This is a genomic window from Pyrobaculum organotrophum (assembly GCF_055384425.1).
The window spans coordinates 1123051-1139964 of record NZ_AP042430.1; the positions used below are offsets into that span (position 1 = coordinate 1123051).

The 16914-nt window shown below is 46.1% G+C and carries 19 protein-coding genes; 5 read left to right on the top strand and 14 right to left on the bottom strand.

Annotated elements, in window-relative coordinates; genetic code table 11:
- Positions 1–22: 22 nt before the first annotated feature.
- The gene (locus tag ACZ49R_RS06805; RefSeq protein ID WP_464732469.1) at positions 23–1234 is read right to left on the bottom strand and encodes a hypothetical protein; all 1212 of its coding nucleotides are present in this window, start codon (positions 1232–1234) and stop codon (positions 23–25) included.
- Between the two features lie 29 nt (positions 1235–1263).
- On the opposite strand from ACZ49R_RS06805, the gene ACZ49R_RS06810 reads away from it, so the two are divergent.
- Positions 1264–2469, top strand: a complete 1206-nt coding sequence (locus tag ACZ49R_RS06810; RefSeq protein ID WP_464732470.1) for a redox-regulated ATPase YchF — start codon at positions 1264–1266, stop codon at positions 2467–2469.
- On the opposite strand, the gene ACZ49R_RS06815 is transcribed toward ACZ49R_RS06810, so the two are convergent.
- The 9 genes from ACZ49R_RS06815 to ACZ49R_RS06855 all read right to left on the bottom strand — a co-directional run bounded on the left by ACZ49R_RS06815 (position 2470) and on the right by ACZ49R_RS06855 (position 10334).
- Positions 2470–2931 carry a sigma factor-like helix-turn-helix DNA-binding protein gene (locus ACZ49R_RS06815; RefSeq protein ID WP_464732471.1) on the bottom strand — a complete coding sequence of 154 codons (462 nt, stop codon included), beginning with the start codon at positions 2929–2931 and terminating at the stop codon, positions 2470–2472.
- A 31-nt stretch (positions 2932–2962) separates the two neighbouring features.
- Positions 2963–3376: an HIT family protein gene (locus ACZ49R_RS06820; RefSeq protein ID WP_464732472.1), complete on the bottom strand. Its 414-nt coding sequence runs from the start codon at positions 3374–3376 to the stop codon at positions 2963–2965.
- 119 nt (positions 3377–3495) lie between these two features.
- Complete coding sequence (gene pyrH, locus ACZ49R_RS06825) at positions 3496–4149, bottom strand: UMP kinase (protein WP_011762285.1); 654 nt, start codon at positions 4147–4149, stop codon at positions 3496–3498.
- Complete coding sequence (locus ACZ49R_RS06830; RefSeq protein ID WP_464732473.1) at positions 4146–4652, bottom strand: hypothetical protein; 507 nt, start codon at positions 4650–4652, stop codon at positions 4146–4148. Before ACZ49R_RS06830 ends, pyrH begins: the two co-directional genes overlap by 4 nt.
- Positions 4653–4751: 99 nt before the next feature.
- Positions 4752–6101, bottom strand: coding sequence for a serine--tRNA ligase (gene serS, locus ACZ49R_RS06835; RefSeq protein WP_464732474.1), 1350 nt, complete (start codon positions 6099–6101; stop codon positions 4752–4754).
- Between the two features lie 31 nt (positions 6102–6132).
- Positions 6133–6399, bottom strand: a complete 267-nt coding sequence (locus ACZ49R_RS06840; RefSeq protein WP_464732475.1) for a hypothetical protein — start codon at positions 6397–6399, stop codon at positions 6133–6135.
- A gap of 59 nt (positions 6400–6458) precedes the next feature.
- On the bottom strand, positions 6459–6932 hold the full coding sequence (locus ACZ49R_RS06845) for a hypothetical protein (RefSeq protein WP_464732476.1): 474 nt from the start codon (positions 6930–6932) through the stop codon (positions 6459–6461).
- Between the two features lie 46 nt (positions 6933–6978).
- Positions 6979–9525, bottom strand: a complete 2547-nt coding sequence (locus ACZ49R_RS06850; RefSeq protein ID WP_464732477.1) for an adenosylcobalamin-dependent ribonucleoside-diphosphate reductase — start codon at positions 9523–9525, stop codon at positions 6979–6981.
- A gap of 71 nt (positions 9526–9596) precedes the next feature.
- On the bottom strand, positions 9597–10334 hold the full coding sequence (locus ACZ49R_RS06855; protein WP_464732478.1) for a thioredoxin: 738 nt from the start codon (positions 10332–10334) through the stop codon (positions 9597–9599).
- Between the two features lie 120 nt (positions 10335–10454).
- On the opposite strand from ACZ49R_RS06855, the gene ACZ49R_RS06860 reads away from it, so the two are divergent.
- Together ACZ49R_RS06860 and ACZ49R_RS06865 are read left to right on the top strand one after the other, a co-directional pair.
- Positions 10455–10955 (top strand): DsbA family protein, encoded by a 501-nt coding sequence (locus tag ACZ49R_RS06860; protein WP_464732479.1) that lies wholly within the window; start codon positions 10455–10457, stop codon positions 10953–10955.
- Entirely contained in the window at positions 10952–11434 is a 483-nt protein-coding gene (locus tag ACZ49R_RS06865) for a hypothetical protein (RefSeq protein WP_011762277.1), read from the top strand. Before ACZ49R_RS06860 ends, ACZ49R_RS06865 begins: the two co-directional genes overlap by 4 nt.
- Here ACZ49R_RS06865 and ACZ49R_RS06870 read toward each other — a convergent pair.
- The gene (locus tag ACZ49R_RS06870; RefSeq protein ID WP_464732480.1) at positions 11396–11995 is read right to left on the bottom strand and encodes a metallophosphoesterase family protein; all 600 of its coding nucleotides are present in this window, start codon (positions 11993–11995) and stop codon (positions 11396–11398) included. The two genes, ACZ49R_RS06865 and ACZ49R_RS06870, sit on opposite strands and share 39 nt — an antisense overlap.
- A gap of 76 nt (positions 11996–12071) precedes the next feature.
- Here ACZ49R_RS06870 and ACZ49R_RS06875 point away from each other — a divergent pair, with 76 nt between their 5' ends.
- Positions 12072–13373, top strand: coding sequence for a GTPase (locus tag ACZ49R_RS06875; RefSeq protein ID WP_464732481.1), 1302 nt, complete (start codon positions 12072–12074; stop codon positions 13371–13373).
- Here the strand turns inward: ACZ49R_RS06875 and ACZ49R_RS06880 are convergent.
- From ACZ49R_RS06880 to ACZ49R_RS06890, 3 genes are read right to left on the bottom strand one after another with little or no spacing between them, the layout of a single operon-like run.
- On the bottom strand, positions 13365–14030 hold the full coding sequence (locus tag ACZ49R_RS06880; RefSeq protein ID WP_464732482.1) for a B3/B4 domain-containing protein: 666 nt from the start codon (positions 14028–14030) through the stop codon (positions 13365–13367). The two genes, ACZ49R_RS06875 and ACZ49R_RS06880, sit on opposite strands and share 9 nt — an antisense overlap.
- Before the next feature lie 5 nt (positions 14031–14035).
- A complete protein-coding gene (locus ACZ49R_RS06885) occupies positions 14036–14461 on the bottom strand; it encodes a helix-turn-helix domain-containing protein (protein ID WP_464732483.1) in 426 nt (141 codons plus the stop codon).
- A gap of 4 nt (positions 14462–14465) precedes the next feature.
- A complete protein-coding gene (locus tag ACZ49R_RS06890) occupies positions 14466–15311 on the bottom strand; it encodes a KaiC domain-containing protein (protein WP_011762272.1) in 846 nt (281 codons plus the stop codon).
- A 46-nt stretch (positions 15312–15357) separates the two neighbouring features.
- Between ACZ49R_RS06890 and ahcY the strand changes: the two genes are divergently transcribed.
- Positions 15358–16671, top strand: coding sequence for an adenosylhomocysteinase (ahcY, locus tag ACZ49R_RS06895; RefSeq protein ID WP_053240285.1), 1314 nt, complete (start codon positions 15358–15360; stop codon positions 16669–16671).
- Positions 16672–16914 lie beyond the last annotated feature (243 nt).

Sequence of the window (16914 nt, forward strand, 5' to 3'; positions counted from 1 at the left end):
GCTACATATCACTTTAAAAAAATTACAATTCGTCTGCATAAAGCGCTCCGTTTAAATGTACAATATATCTGCCCCCCTCTATCTTGAGCTCCCGATCTGCTCTTTTGACAACTACAGGGCCTAGAATTATGAAATTGTCCCGGGGACTGTCTGTGATAAAAAAGGTTAAAATACCTAGCTCAGCCGCGATATTTGCTATGTCGGCTCTATCGGTCAACACCGGAATCCTCTTGGTATATGCATATAACAGAGACTCAAATGTCCCTATCTGATCTGGAAAAATACTTTTTACAATGCCTATAGGCTCCTCACCCCCGTCCCAAAGATCGTAAAGAGGTCTGAGCCAGGGATAGCGTAAAGACCATGTTAACAACTCCTCTCTAGATCCGCGAGATAACAGCTCTCTTACTAAAACGCTTTGTTCCACAGACAATCCCATAACGGTCCTAAATACCGTAGCGACAACATCCGGCTTTAACTTAGAAATCGAAACTAGGCGTCTCTGTGACACTTCTATATTGCCTATCACCACTGCCGTTTTAAAGTACTTACCTACAATCCTAAGCGCGGTTTGAGACGGAGCGACTATATGTATAAGCCCTTTGAAATCCTCGGCAACGGGCTCTGGCAGATATCTGTCTAGCGTGCCTACCTCGCTGTAAAACGATTCTTTATCCACAGCCCTACATATAGCATATGTGCACTTCACGTGCCAATTGTTATAGCGGAATAGGGGAGTGTGCATATCGTTGCCGTCCTTCTCAAATACACAAACTAGACCTAACTGTGGTATATAGCCTAGGTCTCCCTCCGGCGCCGTTGCAACCTTTTGACAAATATAGCCACACGAAGTCGCTTTGTAAACTAGAAAAGCTATGGGAATAAAGAGTAGTAATGTGAATAACTTAAATGGCGTCTCTATCGACAGTCCAAGCGTAAATAGAGAGATGACACGAGAGAGGCGGGGCATCGTGGGAGCGAGATATAGGGCAATTCCTCCCAAAGAGATGACAATTGCCTTAGCAATGCCCGTGTGTGGTGAAAGAAGCGATGCGATAAGGCTCGCTGATGTAATCAACGGCGTGAAGATTTCACATTTCAACAGACGTCGCCACAAAACAGCATATGCAATTATGTAGCGTCTAGTTATATAGAAAAACGCCGTAGTGATACCTAAAACTGGATTTACCAAGAGGAGGGCCATAGTTATTAAAATGACGATGGCGCGCCGCATTTTTATAAACATAACCCCGAAATATATACGTGGTGACTCAAGCCAGAGTACAGATAGGCATCGTAGGCAAGCCAAACGCCGGCAAATCAACTTTTTTTGCAGCAGCAACTCTAAAAGATGTCAAGATTTCTCCCATACCATTTACCACAATAGATCCTAACATAGGTATTGGATATGTAAGAATAGAGACATGCCCCTGTACAAACATTAGATGTAACCCCAGAGGCTACATAGTGCTTGACGGCGTGTGTTTTGCGCCAGTGGAGTTAATAGATGTAGCTGGGCTCGTCCCTGGCGCGTGGCAAGGGAGGGGGTTGGGAAACCAGTTTCTAGACCACTTAAGGAGAGCCCCCGTCCTTATACATGTCGTAGACGCCTCAGGGTCTACAGACGAAGAAGGTAGGCTTGTTAAACCGGGGTCTCACGACCCTGTCTCAGACGTTTATTTCCTTGAGAGAGAGGTAGATATGTGGATTGCATCTATACTCCGTAGGGACTGGGACAGGGTTGTTCGTTATGTCGAGTTTAGCAAAAGAGACATAACTGAAGTTCTGTTAGAGAAACTAGCTGGGTTAGGTGTGGGGCGGGCACACGTAGAGGCAGCGCTTCAAAATGCAGACCTAGCAAAAAAATCTCCAAGCAAATGGAGTGACGAAGACCTCGTAAAATTTAGTCACTTAGTTAGAGAATACAGCAAGCCTATTGTAATAGCGGCAAATAAAATCGACCTTCCAGAGGGCGAAGAGGGGTATAAAAAACTAAGAGAGACACTTCCTAATAGAATCATTGTGCCCACATCCGCCGAGGCTGAATTAGCCTTAAGACGGGCGGCGGCAAAAGGGCTTATTAAATACAAGCCAGGCGACCAGAGTTTCGAAGTAGTGGGCCAGCTAACGCCACAACAAAAATCGGCGTTAGACAAAATAGCGGAATTATTAAAGAAGTGGGGTTCGACAGGCGTGACCAAAGCTATCAACGCTGCAGTATTTGATGCAATAAAATACGTGGCAATTTATCCCGTTGAAGATGAAAGAAGGTTAAGTGATAAGAACGGCAACGTTTTACCGGATTTATTGCTAGTGCCGCATACATACACCGCAAGAGATGTCGCTTATGCTATACATACGGAACTTGGCGAAAGATTTATCGCAGCAATTGATGTAAAAAGCGGAAGAAAGTTGGCCGCAGATGAGACAGTTTTTCAAGGCCTAATTATAAAAATACTCGCCAGATGATTAAACCGCCTTGTTTCTCAGAAGCGATATCCATATGTTTTTCTTCAATAACTCAGGCATATGACCATTTCCATTACGGCCCTCCCCCTCAAGTCTCACATATGTCTGGTTAGAAGTCATATTATTTTGAGCCGTACGCGGTTCGCGTCTCTCTGAGCTGAGCAAGGCGAGGATCTCGTCAAGTTTCTTCAGGATCATGTCATGGAGATTTTGTACAAGAAACGCCCCGCTAGAAGATATAGATACGGGAGCGGCGGAAATATTTATGGAGTATGTGTATATGGGGAAGCTAAATATATAATGGTTAGCCGGGGGTTCTACTACCTCTAGTGTTTTACGCGCTTTCGACAAAGCCTTATATACTGTGTTTATAGATATACCGAGCGTCTCGGCTATTTCTCTAGGTCTTAAGCCTCTTGAATATAGTTCTGCAACTTTCTTTTCAGTCGCAGTAAGTTTCACCGTTGTAGTAGACGTACCTAGCTAAAATTACTTACTTAAAATACTCTGGTAATACTCTTTGAAGTTTTTCTACAACTTCCATAGCCTCTTCCTCTCTAATCTCCTCTCTCCCATGCCACGTCAACTTGCCGCCCCATCTGGGGATCACATGTATATGTAGGTGATATACCATTTGACCTGCGTCACGCCCTGCGTTTGTTACTATGTTTACACCAGGAGCTCCTAACTTAGCCCAAGCTTTTGCAAGCTTTGTGGCTATCTCAAAACCTTTAACAACTTTCTCCACTGGGGCATCTATTACATTAGTATAGTGTTCTTTCGATACCACAAGTAGATGCCCATAGGATGCTGGATATTTGTCTAATATAACTATGAACTCTCCATCTTCATACACTTTCCACGCAGGTGCCTCTCCTCTCACTATTTTACAAAATATACAATCCATAGGGTCTAGATATTAAAGCATTTAAAACATGTGGTCATCTAAAATTTGGTGGGGGGTCTAGAGTAGCCCAAAGTAGGGCGTCTGTGAAAAGACCCCCTGCCGCGGGGTTCACACACTTCCTAGCATGTTATTTTACTCCCCGGGTTCTCCCCCCTCATAACAGCCTCTATATGCTCTGGCTTTCTTCCATCGAATATATATGTGGTGATACAATTTCTCTTTAAAATCGAAATGCTCCATGTGTCCATTAATTCATAGCCCCCTGGTAATACAGACGACTTAAGTATTCTTTCGAATTCGTCGTATGTCAGAACTGGGAGTCTTTTAGCGTTTGGATTTATTTTTGGGTCTTCGCTATATACAGCGTCAATATTAGCTGCGTTCAACAAAACAGGCGCTTTCACAGCTTCTGCTACGAGTGCGGCGACGGTAGCAGTAGATTGGCCTGGCTGAAAGCCTCCAGTCACTGTTATCCGACAGCGGCGCCAAGCATCTAGAAACTCCTCTATATTTGTAGGCACAATGGGACATGCGTCTTCTAAAAGAGAGATGAAAAGTAATGCATTTAGGCGGCTGGCGTATATACCGAGGAGATCTTGAAATGTATAAGATGCACCTCCCCGTTTAGCTATAGAGATATATCTCCTCGCTATCTCCCCACCGCCTGTTACCACACCAACTTTGCCGCTGTACGCTTTGATCACCCGAGCGTATTTAAAAATTAGCTCTTCATCTTCAAACACACGTCCCGAAAGCTTAATTACCAACGTCATTTACTCAAATAAGTCTCTATTCCTCTTGTAACTCCTTCAATAACGTAAGTTGGTACGTCGTCAAAGACCAGCTTTGGAACCTCCCTTGAACAAACTTTTTTTATTTCATTGAAATTCCTCTGGACAACTTCAATTAGATATCTATCTTCGTATTTATAGAGAGTCTCTATTAGAGCTTGATCAGAACAATCATTTAAAAGCCAAGACACCCTCGACTTTGCCTTAGATATTTCAGACAGTAAAGAATCTACGTCAATTTCTCTTCCAAATAGCCAGACCTTTATCTCACGCCTACCTAAAAACTTCTTTTGCAACCTTACTACCACGGGGCCAAAATCGCCCTCTCGCCCCTCTGAAATCGCCTTTGTAACTTCATCAGCTACTTTGGCAAGTTCAAAATCTTTAATATGCAACTCTTTAAGCTTTTCACATTCACACATCCTCTTTAAAAGGTCTACAAGGGCCTCCGAAATTATGCCGACTACAACGTTATGCGCCGACACGGCCAATAGTCGTCTATAGTTAAAAAAGTTAGTGCTAGATTTTTAAGTTAGGTGACGACTCCAGGCTAACTGACTTATGACGAGGGATCTAAACGCTGACTAACTTCTCTTCTTCTTTGGGTATATATAGTCCTTGGGAGCGGCCTTAATAGGCTCTAAATATGGCCTTAGTACTTTTGGTATTTCAACTACGCCATCTTCTCTCTGAAAGTTTTCTAATATCGCCGTAATAGTACGCGTAGTGGCAAGCCCTGTGCAGTTTAGCGTATGTACAAACTCGCGTCTCATGCCCTTCCTAGTCACCCTGATACCTAGCCTATACGACTGCCAATCTGTTACGTTTGAACAACTCGCCAACTCTCTATACATGCTTTGGGCTGGGTACCATACCTCAATGTCGTATTTCTTTGCCGCAGGCGCGCCTAGGTCGTGAGCACATATGTTTACTACTCTATACGGCAGACCCAAATCTTTTATAAGCTCCTCTGTGTTTTTTGTTATCTCCTCATGCCACCTCCAAGAGTCTTCAGGGAGCGAAAATACAAACTGTTCCACCTTGTGGAATATATGGACTCTAAAAATCCCCTTTAGATCCCTACTGCCGGCCCCCGCCTCTTTTCTAAAACAGGGAGACCACCCCACAAACAAGAGCGGGAGCTCGTCTTCTACAAGTTCTCTCTTGTATAGATAGGCCGCTATTGCATGCTCCGCCGTCGCTATTAGGTATAAATCCTCGCCCTCTATCTTATAGATAGCATCTCTAAATGTGTCAAAGTCGAGCACTCTCTTAATTACGTCAAATTTTAACATATATGGCGGTATAATTGGTCTAAATCCTTTTTGAGCCAGACGATCCATAGCGTACATAGCTAAGGCAAAATCTAGCCATACTAAATCGTCAAGAAGATAGTAAAAGCGACTTCCTGCCACCTCCCCTGCCTTGAGGGTATCCACCATCCCTAGGACAACCTCGGCCATATCCGCATGGCCTACAGGGAGTTTATCCACTATTACATACTCTACGTCTTTGAGAGTCCCCACGGCATCTTTGACGACTTTGACGACCCCTCCATACCTTACTGGAATTGAATCTACGCCCTCTGGACATATGGGGACAGAGTCATGAATTAAGTTTGGAAAACTCCAGAGAAGGTCTTCCCTCTCTCTTTCAATTTTTTCCACCTCTTTTTCCAAGTTTTCAAGCTTTGCCGCAAGTTCACGTGCCTTTTCTACAATCTCTCTTCTTCTTTCAGGAGGCGCCTTTGCGCCCTCTTTTGAAAGCTGGTTATAAACATGTCTTAGCTCATCAACCTCTTTTTTCAGTTGCCGCCATTTCTTATCCAGCTCTAAAAATTTGTCTACCAGCGACACGTCGAGCCTTCTTGCAGTTAACACCTTTTTAACATAGTCAGGGTTATTCCTAAGCGCTTCTAATACACTGTAGGACATTAGTACGGGAGGTTGTATATTCTATAAATCTTTACCCGCCAGTTAAGGACTTTAAAAGAGTGAAAACTCTAGTCAGCTCCTCAACTCTAGAGATGCGGAATATAAGCAATGGGATTGCATATCCCGGGTGCCATAGCTCGACATACATAACGTTTCCAAGTACAACTATATGTACGAAGTACTCGCGGTCGTTTGCCAGAAGTCTGTAGATATAACGACGACCTTTCTCAAACCGCAGAATTTCCACTAGTTCATAAGGGCCTTTCTCAAATTCTCTAATCAGCAAAACACTCTCCACAACGTATAAATGCGAGTAATTTTATAACTTATAACTATCGAACATATAAAGAGACCTACTTAAATAGTCTCAACGTCGTCCTCTTTGTCGTCTTCCACTAGGTTGAAATATAATATGCGGGCCAATTTTTTGCTTTCAGGTACTATCCCATTTAAGTATATTAATGCAGATAGACCAAGTAATACAAGCGAGAGAGCTAACACGCTGTCAAACCTTAGTTGTGAAATAGAGAAAGGCACTACGACCTCCCTCAAGTGGCTTAGTTTAACTATCGCCGCGATAAGAGAGGCGAGCAAAGTCAGAGAGAGTCCCACTGTGATAACCCACCTCCCATCCCCCCTGTTTCTAAGGGCTATAACAACGTTTATAACTATGTATGGAACGACGGAGATTAACGTCATTAAATAGACCCCCACAAGCAATGGGAAGACGTCTAATACGCCAGCCCACCACACGTTGAATAGTGTATAGAATACACTAAAAATTACAAAAACAAGCCCTATCCTCACAGATCTAGATATGATATCTAACATGTGGATAGCTTCCCTCCCGGCTTATTAACTCAACTTTGAAAATCGCCTAACCACACTCCCCAGTTTTGCAGTAGGGGTCTTTGCCCTCCTCTAGGGCCTTCAGCTTGGCCTTCTCGGCGGCTTCCTCTATGGCTGAGTCCAGGGCGATTGGTTTCACTATTATCTTCGTGTCGGCCAGCTTCTTCTTTATCTCCTGCTTCAGCCCTGTGTATATCACCTGCACAGACTTGGACTTGTCTCTATACACCGTTATGCCCTTCACGCCGAGGGCCCACGCGAGGGCGAAAGCCCAGTATACGTCCTCCTTTGGGGCATTGGCGGGCATGTTTATGGTCTTGGATATGCCCTGATCCACCCACTGTTGTGCGCTCGCCTGCATTAGGACGTGCCACAGCCAGCCGATCTCCATGGCAGTAGCGAAGAGGTGCTTCACTTCCTCCGGCAGAGGGGCGTCCTTGAGCATGCCCGTCTCCTCCACCGTCTTCCTCACCTGGGGCGTCCAGAGGCCCCTCGCCCTCAGCCACTCCACCGCCGGCCAGTAGTACTCTATGAGGGTGCCGACGGTCACGTTCCTTATGAAGGCCAGGGCGAAGACGGGCTCCACGCCGCTTGTGGTGCCAGCCAGTATGCTGGTTCTGCCCGTGGGGGCTATGGACAACACCACCGAGTTCCTCACGCCGCCTTTGACCTTCTCCCTCAGCGCCTCAAGCCTCGGCCTCAGCCACTCCCTCGTCCTCATGGTTATCTCGCGGAGACGGTTGCCTGCCTCCCTTAGCTCAGGCGGGAAGGCCCCTTTGACGCGCTCCCACCTGCCCCAGACGTAGTCTTGGAACTTCAGAACCGGTATCTCGCCTCTGGCATACGCCGACTTTTCGAAGAACTTAAACGGCCCCCTCTCCCTGGCCAACTCGGCGGATTCGTCGAGGGCGTTGACGTATATCCACGCCATTATTCTGTTTATCAGCTCCACCGCCTCCCAACTGGCGTAGGGAATGCCCAGTTTTATCAACAGCTCGGCGAAGCCCATGATGCCGAGACCGTTCTTCCTCGTGGCGCGGTTCATCTCGTCTATCACCTCTATCCCCGTGTAGCTACGGTCTATCGCGTCGTCAAGAAACCTAGTGCCCAGACGGGCCGCCTCGGCGAGGCCCTCCCAGTCTATACACGCCAGCTTCTCCTCGAAGGTCTTCCCGGCGCACTCCCTGGCGAATTTGACCAGGTTTATGTGGGTGAGGTTACACACCTCGAAGGGGTTTTGGACAGTCTCACTACATGGGTTCACAGAACGCCAGACGTATCTGAATTTGCGGCCGGCCACCTCTATCTCTTCGCCGAGGAGGGGGTTAGAGGCGTTTAGGTTGTCCTTATATATCACGCCGGGGTCTCCCGAGTCCCAGGCGCCCTCTGTGATCTCGCGGAAGAGCTCCCTCGCGTCTACCCAACCGGCCACCGCCTCTCTGGGTACCTCCGCCTCTCTGTGCAGGTCTATGTATTCCACGGGCTTTCTCCCAGTCCTCTCCAGATATATCCTCGGGTTCACCAGGGGGTACTTCGGGTCTTTGTCCAACCCCAGCGCCTTCTCCATGAAGGCGTCGTCTATGAAGACCGAGATGTTGAAGTTCTGGAGGTGGGCGTCTTTGAGCTCCCCCGTCTTGGCCTTTATGAACTTCCTCACGTCGGGGTGCCACACGTGTAGCGTGCCCATCTGGGCGCCCCTCCTCTTGCCCCCCTGTTTAATCACCTCGACGTTGGTGTCGAACAGCTTCATGAAGCTGACGGGGCCTGAGGCAACGCCGACGCTCCCCCTCACCACATCGCCCTCCGGCCTCAGCAGGGAGAAGTCGTAGCCGACGCCGCCGCCTAACTGCTGTATTATGCCGGAGTAGGCAAGGGCGTCGTAGATGCAGAAGCGGCCTGGGTGGGAGAGAGAGGATAGGCAGTCCTCCACCTCCAGCGTGAAGCACGAGGCGAACATCTCCTTCTTAGTCCAGGCGTTGAACCAGAAGGGCGACGCCGGCACTATCCTCAGTGACGTGATTGCGTCGTAGTACCTCCTCGCCGTCTCTACATCCCGCGCGACGGCTGTGGCGACGCGCCAAGCCGCCATGCTGGGGGTCTCGGCCAGCCTGAAGTCCCCGCCCCTCAGGGCGTAGTTGCCGTTGGTGAAGAGACGGAGGGCGTTGTAGCTGAGCGATCTGTCGAAGTCGGGCCTGGGCTCGAAGGCCTCCAGCAGGCGTAGAGACTCCTCCTTCAGCAGGCCGGCCTCCGCCAGCTGTCTATACCTCGCGAGAGCCCGCTCTAGATAGCCCGACTTGTGCTTGAGGAAGTCCTTGCCGAAGACCTCCTTGTAGATCCTGCCCAGGAGGTGGGACTTAGCCACCTCCGCCAACTCTGGCCTATCTATGGCGCGCTTGAGCAACTCTAGCTGGACTAGATCCGCCAACTCCCACGAGTTGACGTCCCTGTTTATGTTTATCTCCACCTCGCCGTCTACCTCAACGCCCACCTCAGACGCCGCTTGTCGAATTGATAGTCTTAATTTCTCAAGTGAGAAAGGCTCCAATAAGCCGCTGAGTTTAACAACTGTATACATGGTATTTGTGTCAATTTCTGTATATATTCACTTCAGTGAAAAAGTAAGTGGAGAGAGCTTTCTGAAACTTTTCAATATTCCTGTATTAATGCGAGAAACTCTCTGTCTGTAGCAATGATGTTTTGCTCCTCGGCTATCTTGTCCATATATCTCTGGCCCGACTCTTTCAATGTGGCATACACCGCAGTAGCCACATCGTCTGGCACTGATGGCTTTGGGTATGGCAAACCCAATCTGCCTAATGTAGCTTTTGCTAATAGCCACATTTTTATATGGCTAATCTCTAGCTCGTTTATATCAATGCCGAGCCAATACAGCTCTCTAACAAGTCCAAAAGTTAGCAACTTGATAAAACTCTCCCAGTGTTCTTGCAAAAGCTCCTCTCCTCTCTCCTGTAATTTATGTACAATCTGACCAATTTTGTCTTCTTGTTCATGATATCTCGCTCTGGAAAGCACTGCGACGAGCTCAGGATCTAGCACGGGCTTGAGAGATTTATACAACATAACAGCTGTTAAAATAGCTTGACTCGCCATTATACCTCTTACAAAGTTTTCTATAGCCTCTTCTATGTCAAGCTCCTTCTTTGTTCTGCCATCTTTTAGAGCAATTATGTCGCCTGGCTCTACCGGGTCTACTAATACAAGTTTCCCATTAGCAAAAACTGCAGGCACACTCAATACGTAACGTTTGAGATATGGGAAATACAACGTGCCCACCATTTCAAAAGTTATACCTGGCACATCCCTGAGGGCTTTGTATAATACATATGACGACTTACATGTGTGGTGAATTACTATTTTAATCATTAGCACAATCTTTGATTTCTATATTTAGATTTTCGCGTAATCGTTCCCCTCGTCACTATTCAGCTAAGACCAATGTCGTCACCGTTGAAATGTTTTAAACAGCTATTTGTTTTTATCGCCGTGTTTTTCAGAAAGTCTAAGCTCAGACTCACGCCACTTACAAAGACCGAAGTAGTAAAGAGGTTACTTGATTTGGCAGTAGTAAAGGTAGGAAATAGCGAGAGAGTTGTGTTAGTATTTTTCGATTTAAAATGTCCTTTCTGTGCAAAGTTGTTTAAAGAGACGGAAGAGCTTTTAGTAGATATGGCAAATAGGGGGCTTATAACATACGCAATGTGTGACTATGTAGTTCATAGAGATGCCGAACCTCTCCATAGAATGCTCAGATGTATTTCTGAAAAAGAACGGTTGAAGTTTGTAAGAGACGCCTTTGAAGGCAAAAGGGTTGAAATCGGCAACTGCCCCGAGGGTAACTTGAGGATATGTGAAAAGATGGCAGAAGAACTCGGTGTTATTGGCACGCCGACACTTCTCTTTTACCACTTAGCCAAGGGCAAGGGATATATACACTTCGGCTATATATCTCCAACCGAAATTTTGGAAGCTCTATCTTCTTTATGATCTTGGGAGAGGTTCCAGAGAGGTATATCTTGCATGATTTCTATACATACCTTTTATTTGACGTCACAAACGCGCTTGGCGATGTCACAGTGATACCTCCGCCGCCTGGCTCCTCATACCAATTCGCTGTAGTTGGAGCCTTAATTGCAAAAATGGGTTATAGAGTCCGCGTTTTAAACATGTCAACATGTAGACGGAGGACAATTTCGCGTATATTATCACACGCCGTCGGCGAGCTTATTTATGTCGGTTACGCGCATAAGTTAGCGTATGCAGGACCCGGCGCTGTAATAAATCAAGAAGAGGCGACCTTTGAAAATGTGAGACGTATAGCCAGGGGCAACGTTAGATTTCACGTTATGTGGGAGAAATGTCTAGGCGGCGACTTACGGCAGAGAGAAGTCGTAGACTTAGGGAGACTCCCAGAGGCGATAACTAGGCTAGAGATCTGGCTGGCAGAGAGGCTTGGGATAAGGTAATTGATAAATATTGCCTCTAATCCTCCTTACCCCATATATTTTCCAACTTCCAGGGTTGAGTATTTTCTCTTGCTCATTGACATAGGGCACGTGGCTGTGGCCATAAACTAGCCAAACCTCGTCGCTTAATGCCAACTCTCTCCTCAACCATCTGCCGAGTTGGCCTCTTCTGACGAGATCTATAAAATACGCCAATACCCCACTCCTTATGGCTCTGTCTCCATGTGTAACTACAATTTTTTGAGGGCCCTCTATAAAAACTTCGCCATTATAAGCAAGGACCTCAGTATCGCCTATTTTTGTAATAAGGGGCCCTGGTAGCTGTGGGTCATGTGATGACTTACTAAAAGAAATATACAGTCTCCGTGGTTGAATCTGTAGAATCCCCATGGCTCTTCTTATGAGTTTAATAGCTTCGTCATAGCTAACCCTCCTATACTGATTCTCAAAAAGATCGCCGGTAATAACAACTTCCTCTACATATGTAGCTCTGAGACATTTTACTAGCTCCTGTATTTTCGAATATCGCGAACCTATGTGTACGTCGCCGAAAAATATCACATAAGGTCGATTTTTGCGTCTTTTAAGACTGGCTTCTATTTAGTAATACATATAAGCATATAGCTTCTAGATTAGTATGCGTAGAGTCGCAATTATAGGAGCTGCAGGGAGAGACTTCCATGTGTATCACATGGTATACAGAGGGTCTAAAGATTATAAAGTAGTTGCGTTTTTAATGACACAAATTCCTTTGCCAAATAGGAGATATCCGCCTTCGCTCTCTGGCATACCTGAGGGCATACCTATATATACATGGAGAAGCTACGAGGAGCTTACGCGGCTTCTAAAAGAGCTTCGCGTAGATGAGGCTGTTCTTGCGTATAGTGATTTGTTATATGATGAGGTTGGGCATATAATCTCGGCCGTGCTTGCCAGCGGAGCCACATTTAAAATTCACGGGCCTAATGACACATATCTCAATTCTATAAAACCCGTCATAGCTGTCACGGCGACTAGAACAGGCGCCGGCAAATCTACTGTTTCTAAGGAGGTGGTACGAGAGCTCTCTGCCAAGGGGTATAGAGTTGCCGTAGTGAGACACCCAATGCCATATAGAGATCTAGAAGAGAGCATAGTTGAGGTATTTAAAAGGCCGGAGGATCTAGACAAACTGACCTTTGAAGAAAGAGAGGAGTTTGAGCAATATGTGGAGATAGGGGTCCCTGTGTTAGCCGGTGTAGATTACAGCGCTGTATTAAGAGAAGCAGAGCGTCTTGGAGATATTATACTGTGGGATGGCGGTAACAACGATTTCCCATTCTTTAGACCTAATTATATGATTGTTGTAACCGACGCGCGTAGAGCAGGCCATGAGGTTAACTCATTTCCCGGCGAGGTAAACCTCCGCCTTGCAGATGCAGTAATCATAACTAAGGTTAGTGATGCCAGTAGAGAAAATGTCGAAAAGGTCGTTAGTAACGTCCGACGGGTAAATCCAAGGGCATCTATAACAAAGGCAGACTTAGAGGTTTATGTAGATAAAGATATAACGGGTAAACGCGTGCTTATAATTGAGGACGCGCCTACAGTTACTCATGGCGGTTTGCCATATGGTGCAGGCTATATAGCTGCGGTAAAATACGGAGCAGAGGTTGTAGATCCAAGACCCTATGCTGTCGGCACTATAAAGAAAATATATGAAGAGTATAATATAGGGCCTGTATTGCCAAGCCTAGGCTACACTCTTGAACAGAGAAGAGATTTAGAAGCCGTAATTAAGCATATTGATGTAGATATCATACTTGTAGCCACGCCAGCTAAAATAGAGAGAGTAATAAGCATAAACAAACCCATTGCAAGAGTTAGCTGGAGGTTAAAGATAGTAGAGGGGCCGACAGTAAAGGATCTTGTAAATGCCTTTTTAGAAAGATTAAGCTAATCTCACATCGCCATCGGCGACACCTCCCAAAAGCGATAAAAGTCTGCGGAGGTGTAACGTTGCATTTATTAACCGCTCCTCCTCAACTCCCGGAACTCCTGCCACTACGATTAACACGTCTTTTGTTGACACGTCTATTTTTGTCTCTACACTATCCCTATATGGATACACATGGAGTATTTGGTCATTTGCCGCAAGGACTATCTGATTATCTAGCTCATGCGGCCGACCTCCTATCGGGTGGAAGACCTCTCCTTTTCTTGACAGCCTAATGCGAAGGGTTTTTCCGTGGATCTTCGAAATGTCATAAAGCCCTATGGGCACTATATATTTTATTGATATGGCATTTCCAGCATCTACAACGGGGTTTATCCTCGGCAGAGATTCCCCGCGCAACACTCTCCTGAGGAGGGCCTCTTGCGCAGGCCGTTGCTTTGTTGGATCTATTTTAAGAGTCTTCCAATAGAAGTCGCGATACGCTCTAATTATGTGGTGATCTTTTAGCGTTTCTAAAGAGAGAGCCCCTCTAATCTCTTCCACGATTCTATTAATCTCTTCTTCAAGTTGCGACGTATATCTCGTATTGTCTACCCCATATACTACGTCATAAGCTACGAAAACTCCCAAGCTTTTTACCTCGTTTAAAATAGTAATCATTTATACTAAAGCCAGCTTTGAATTTCTGCAAGCGCCTTCTTTACTTTTTCTATTTTATCTTTCAGTTCAGTTATCTGTTTTGTACACTCTTCGGCTAGTTCTGTCGGCAATTCTACCTTAAAGCCTTCTTTAGATAACCTATCGTATACTTTCTTCACTAATTGTCCAGCCTTGGTTTCACCTTTTAAATGGCGTCTTACAGTAGCCTCGGTGACTCCAAGCTCTTCAGCTATTTTAGAAGTAGGAATGCCAGCTCTCTCTCTAGCTAAGGCAGCCGCGGCGGTATAAAGCGAGTCTACCCAAGTCACTCTAGTGGCTGGGTCTTTAATTGCTTCAAGAGTCTCTTTGTCAAACAAAGACATTACTAATAGCGCTGACTCCAGCTTTCTAATCTCCTCACGTCCCGTCGGCTTTAACGGAATCTCCGCCATGGCCCTAATCCTCCACCTCTATTTCAACTTTTCTCTGAGCTGGCTGTTTCTCGGCCTCTTCCACAGCCTTTCGCATAGCCTCTACCTCCTCCTTAGAGATCGGCTCTATTTTAACGGTATTTCCTACAATCTTTAGATATCTGTCCCACATCACCTCTATCCCGCCGTCTTTTATCTCCATGGGGTGGCGCAACATCGAGTGTTTTGTATCTCGCATTTTCCACACAATGATCGACCTGTGTAACTTGCCGTCTATCTCGTCTAAGTCGAGACGGATTATGCCGTCTACTGCGTGTTCTACGCCGGGGCCGCCAAAACCGCGTTCTCCCACCGAGACTTGAGATACGAAAAACGCAGTACATCCAAGACCTGCTATAACTCTCTTTAGTGTCATAATCGTAGCCCTAGCCACAGCTGGTTTTGTTAAGTAGAGGGTAGATACTGAATCTATTACCACGCGACGAGCGCCGATGTCTTTAATTGCTTGTCTCAACACATCGCTTAATTCATAGACGTCGTCTACCTGCTTCACTATGTATTTTTCCCGTTGTGCCGCAGTACCGACGCCACCCGTAAACGCGTCTATTATTGCAAATTTCCCCTCGCGCTCATATTGAGAAATATCCCATCCAAAGTGGCGAAAGCTACGGCGGACGGCAACGGGGTGTTCTTCAAGTGCTACAAAAACGCCTGGCTCTCCCCTTTTTAAACCGTTATAGAGAAATTGTTTACCAAGTATAGACTTGCCTGTCCCCGGCCCTCCGCTTAATAAAACAACGCTTCTCTCTGGTATACCGCCGTATAAAATTTCGTCGAGCCCAGGTATGTAGCTCCGTACTCTTGGTACCATGTTTTCAATATGGAATCTTTAAATTAATTTTATGTTCTATATGCCGATGACAGAATCTAAGGTAAAAGATCTCTCGCTAGCCGAAAGAGGTAGGGAACAGTTGTACTGGGCTGAGAGAAATATGCCCGTATTGTTAGAAATTAGGAAGCGTTTTGAAAAAGAGAAACCTCTTGCAGGTCAGACGATAGCCGCTTGTTTACATGTCACAAAAGAGACAGGAGTTCTAGTACGTACTTTAATCGCAGGAGGAGCGCGAGTTGTAGTTATACCATCTAACCCTCTTTCAACTCAAGATGATGTAGCCGCCGCTTTGGCACAAGAAGGCGCATATGTCTACGCATGGCGTGGGATGTCTGAACGAGATTATTACAATGCCATTGGTTTCGCGTTGTCTTTTTACCCCACGATTACTCTAGACGACGGTGCAGACCTAACAGTGACAATACATAAGCTTAAGCATGAAGCACGAGACAAGACAATTGAGTACGTACTAGAGACTGCGGGGTCTATAGACCCCGATAAATTAGTGGCCGGACTCCGCGGGGGCACCGAAGAGACCACCACAGGTGTGTTAAGGCTCCGCGCGCTGAAGAGGGCTGGAAAGCTTCTCTACCCAATCATAGCAGTTAACGAGTCCTATACGAAGTATCTATTTGACAACAGATATGGAACAGGCCAGTCCACTTGGGACGGCGTCTTGAGGGCAACAAACCTCCTCATAGCCGGCAAAAACGTGGTTATTGCCGGGTATGGTTGGGTTGGCAGAGGAATCGCAATGAGGGCTAGAGGCCTCGGCGCAAGGAGAGTAATTGTGGTAGAGGTAGACCCTGTGAGGGCTCTGGAGGCTGTCTTTGACGGGTTTGAAGTTATGCCTATGGACAAGGCGGCTGAGATAGGCGATATATTTATAACAGCCACGGGCAATATAAGAGCAATAAATCTAGGCCATATTTTTAAGATGAAAGACGGCGCAGTTCTCGCAAACGCTGGTCACTTTAATGTAGAAATCGACGTCGCAGGTCTTGAACGTGTAGCAATCTCAAAGAAGTTAATAAGACAGTACCTAGAGGAATACACGCTACCAAATGGCAAACGTGTCTATCTCATCGGGGAGGGCCGGCTAGTGAATTTGGTAGCCGCAGAGGGCCATCCCTCTGAGGTCATGGATCTATCTTTTGCAAACCAAGCCCTCGCCGCCGAGCATATTGTAAAAAATAAGCTAGCTATTGACGTCTATAAATTACCCGACGAACTTGACCGCGAAGTAGCGCGGCTTAAGCTCAAAACTATGGGTATCGAAATAGAAGAATTAACCGAAGAACAGAAACAATATCTCACCTCCTGGGAGTTGGGCACGTAATATTCATATCGCCGCTTCTCTAAGACGTAAACTCTAAGACCCAACTTTATGATAAAACAGGCCTACCCTAGTAAGACTTCGTCTATCAGGCGAGGTAAATCCCCTCCTTTGAATAGGAGACGTTAATACATATCGTTGTTTTGATAAGTGCCAAGCCAGTTTAGAACCTTTAAAAACGTAGAGAAATAGCCTATCAAATGGGACTCTAGCTTGCCTAATGCTTCTGCTCTAATGCGGCGTGGT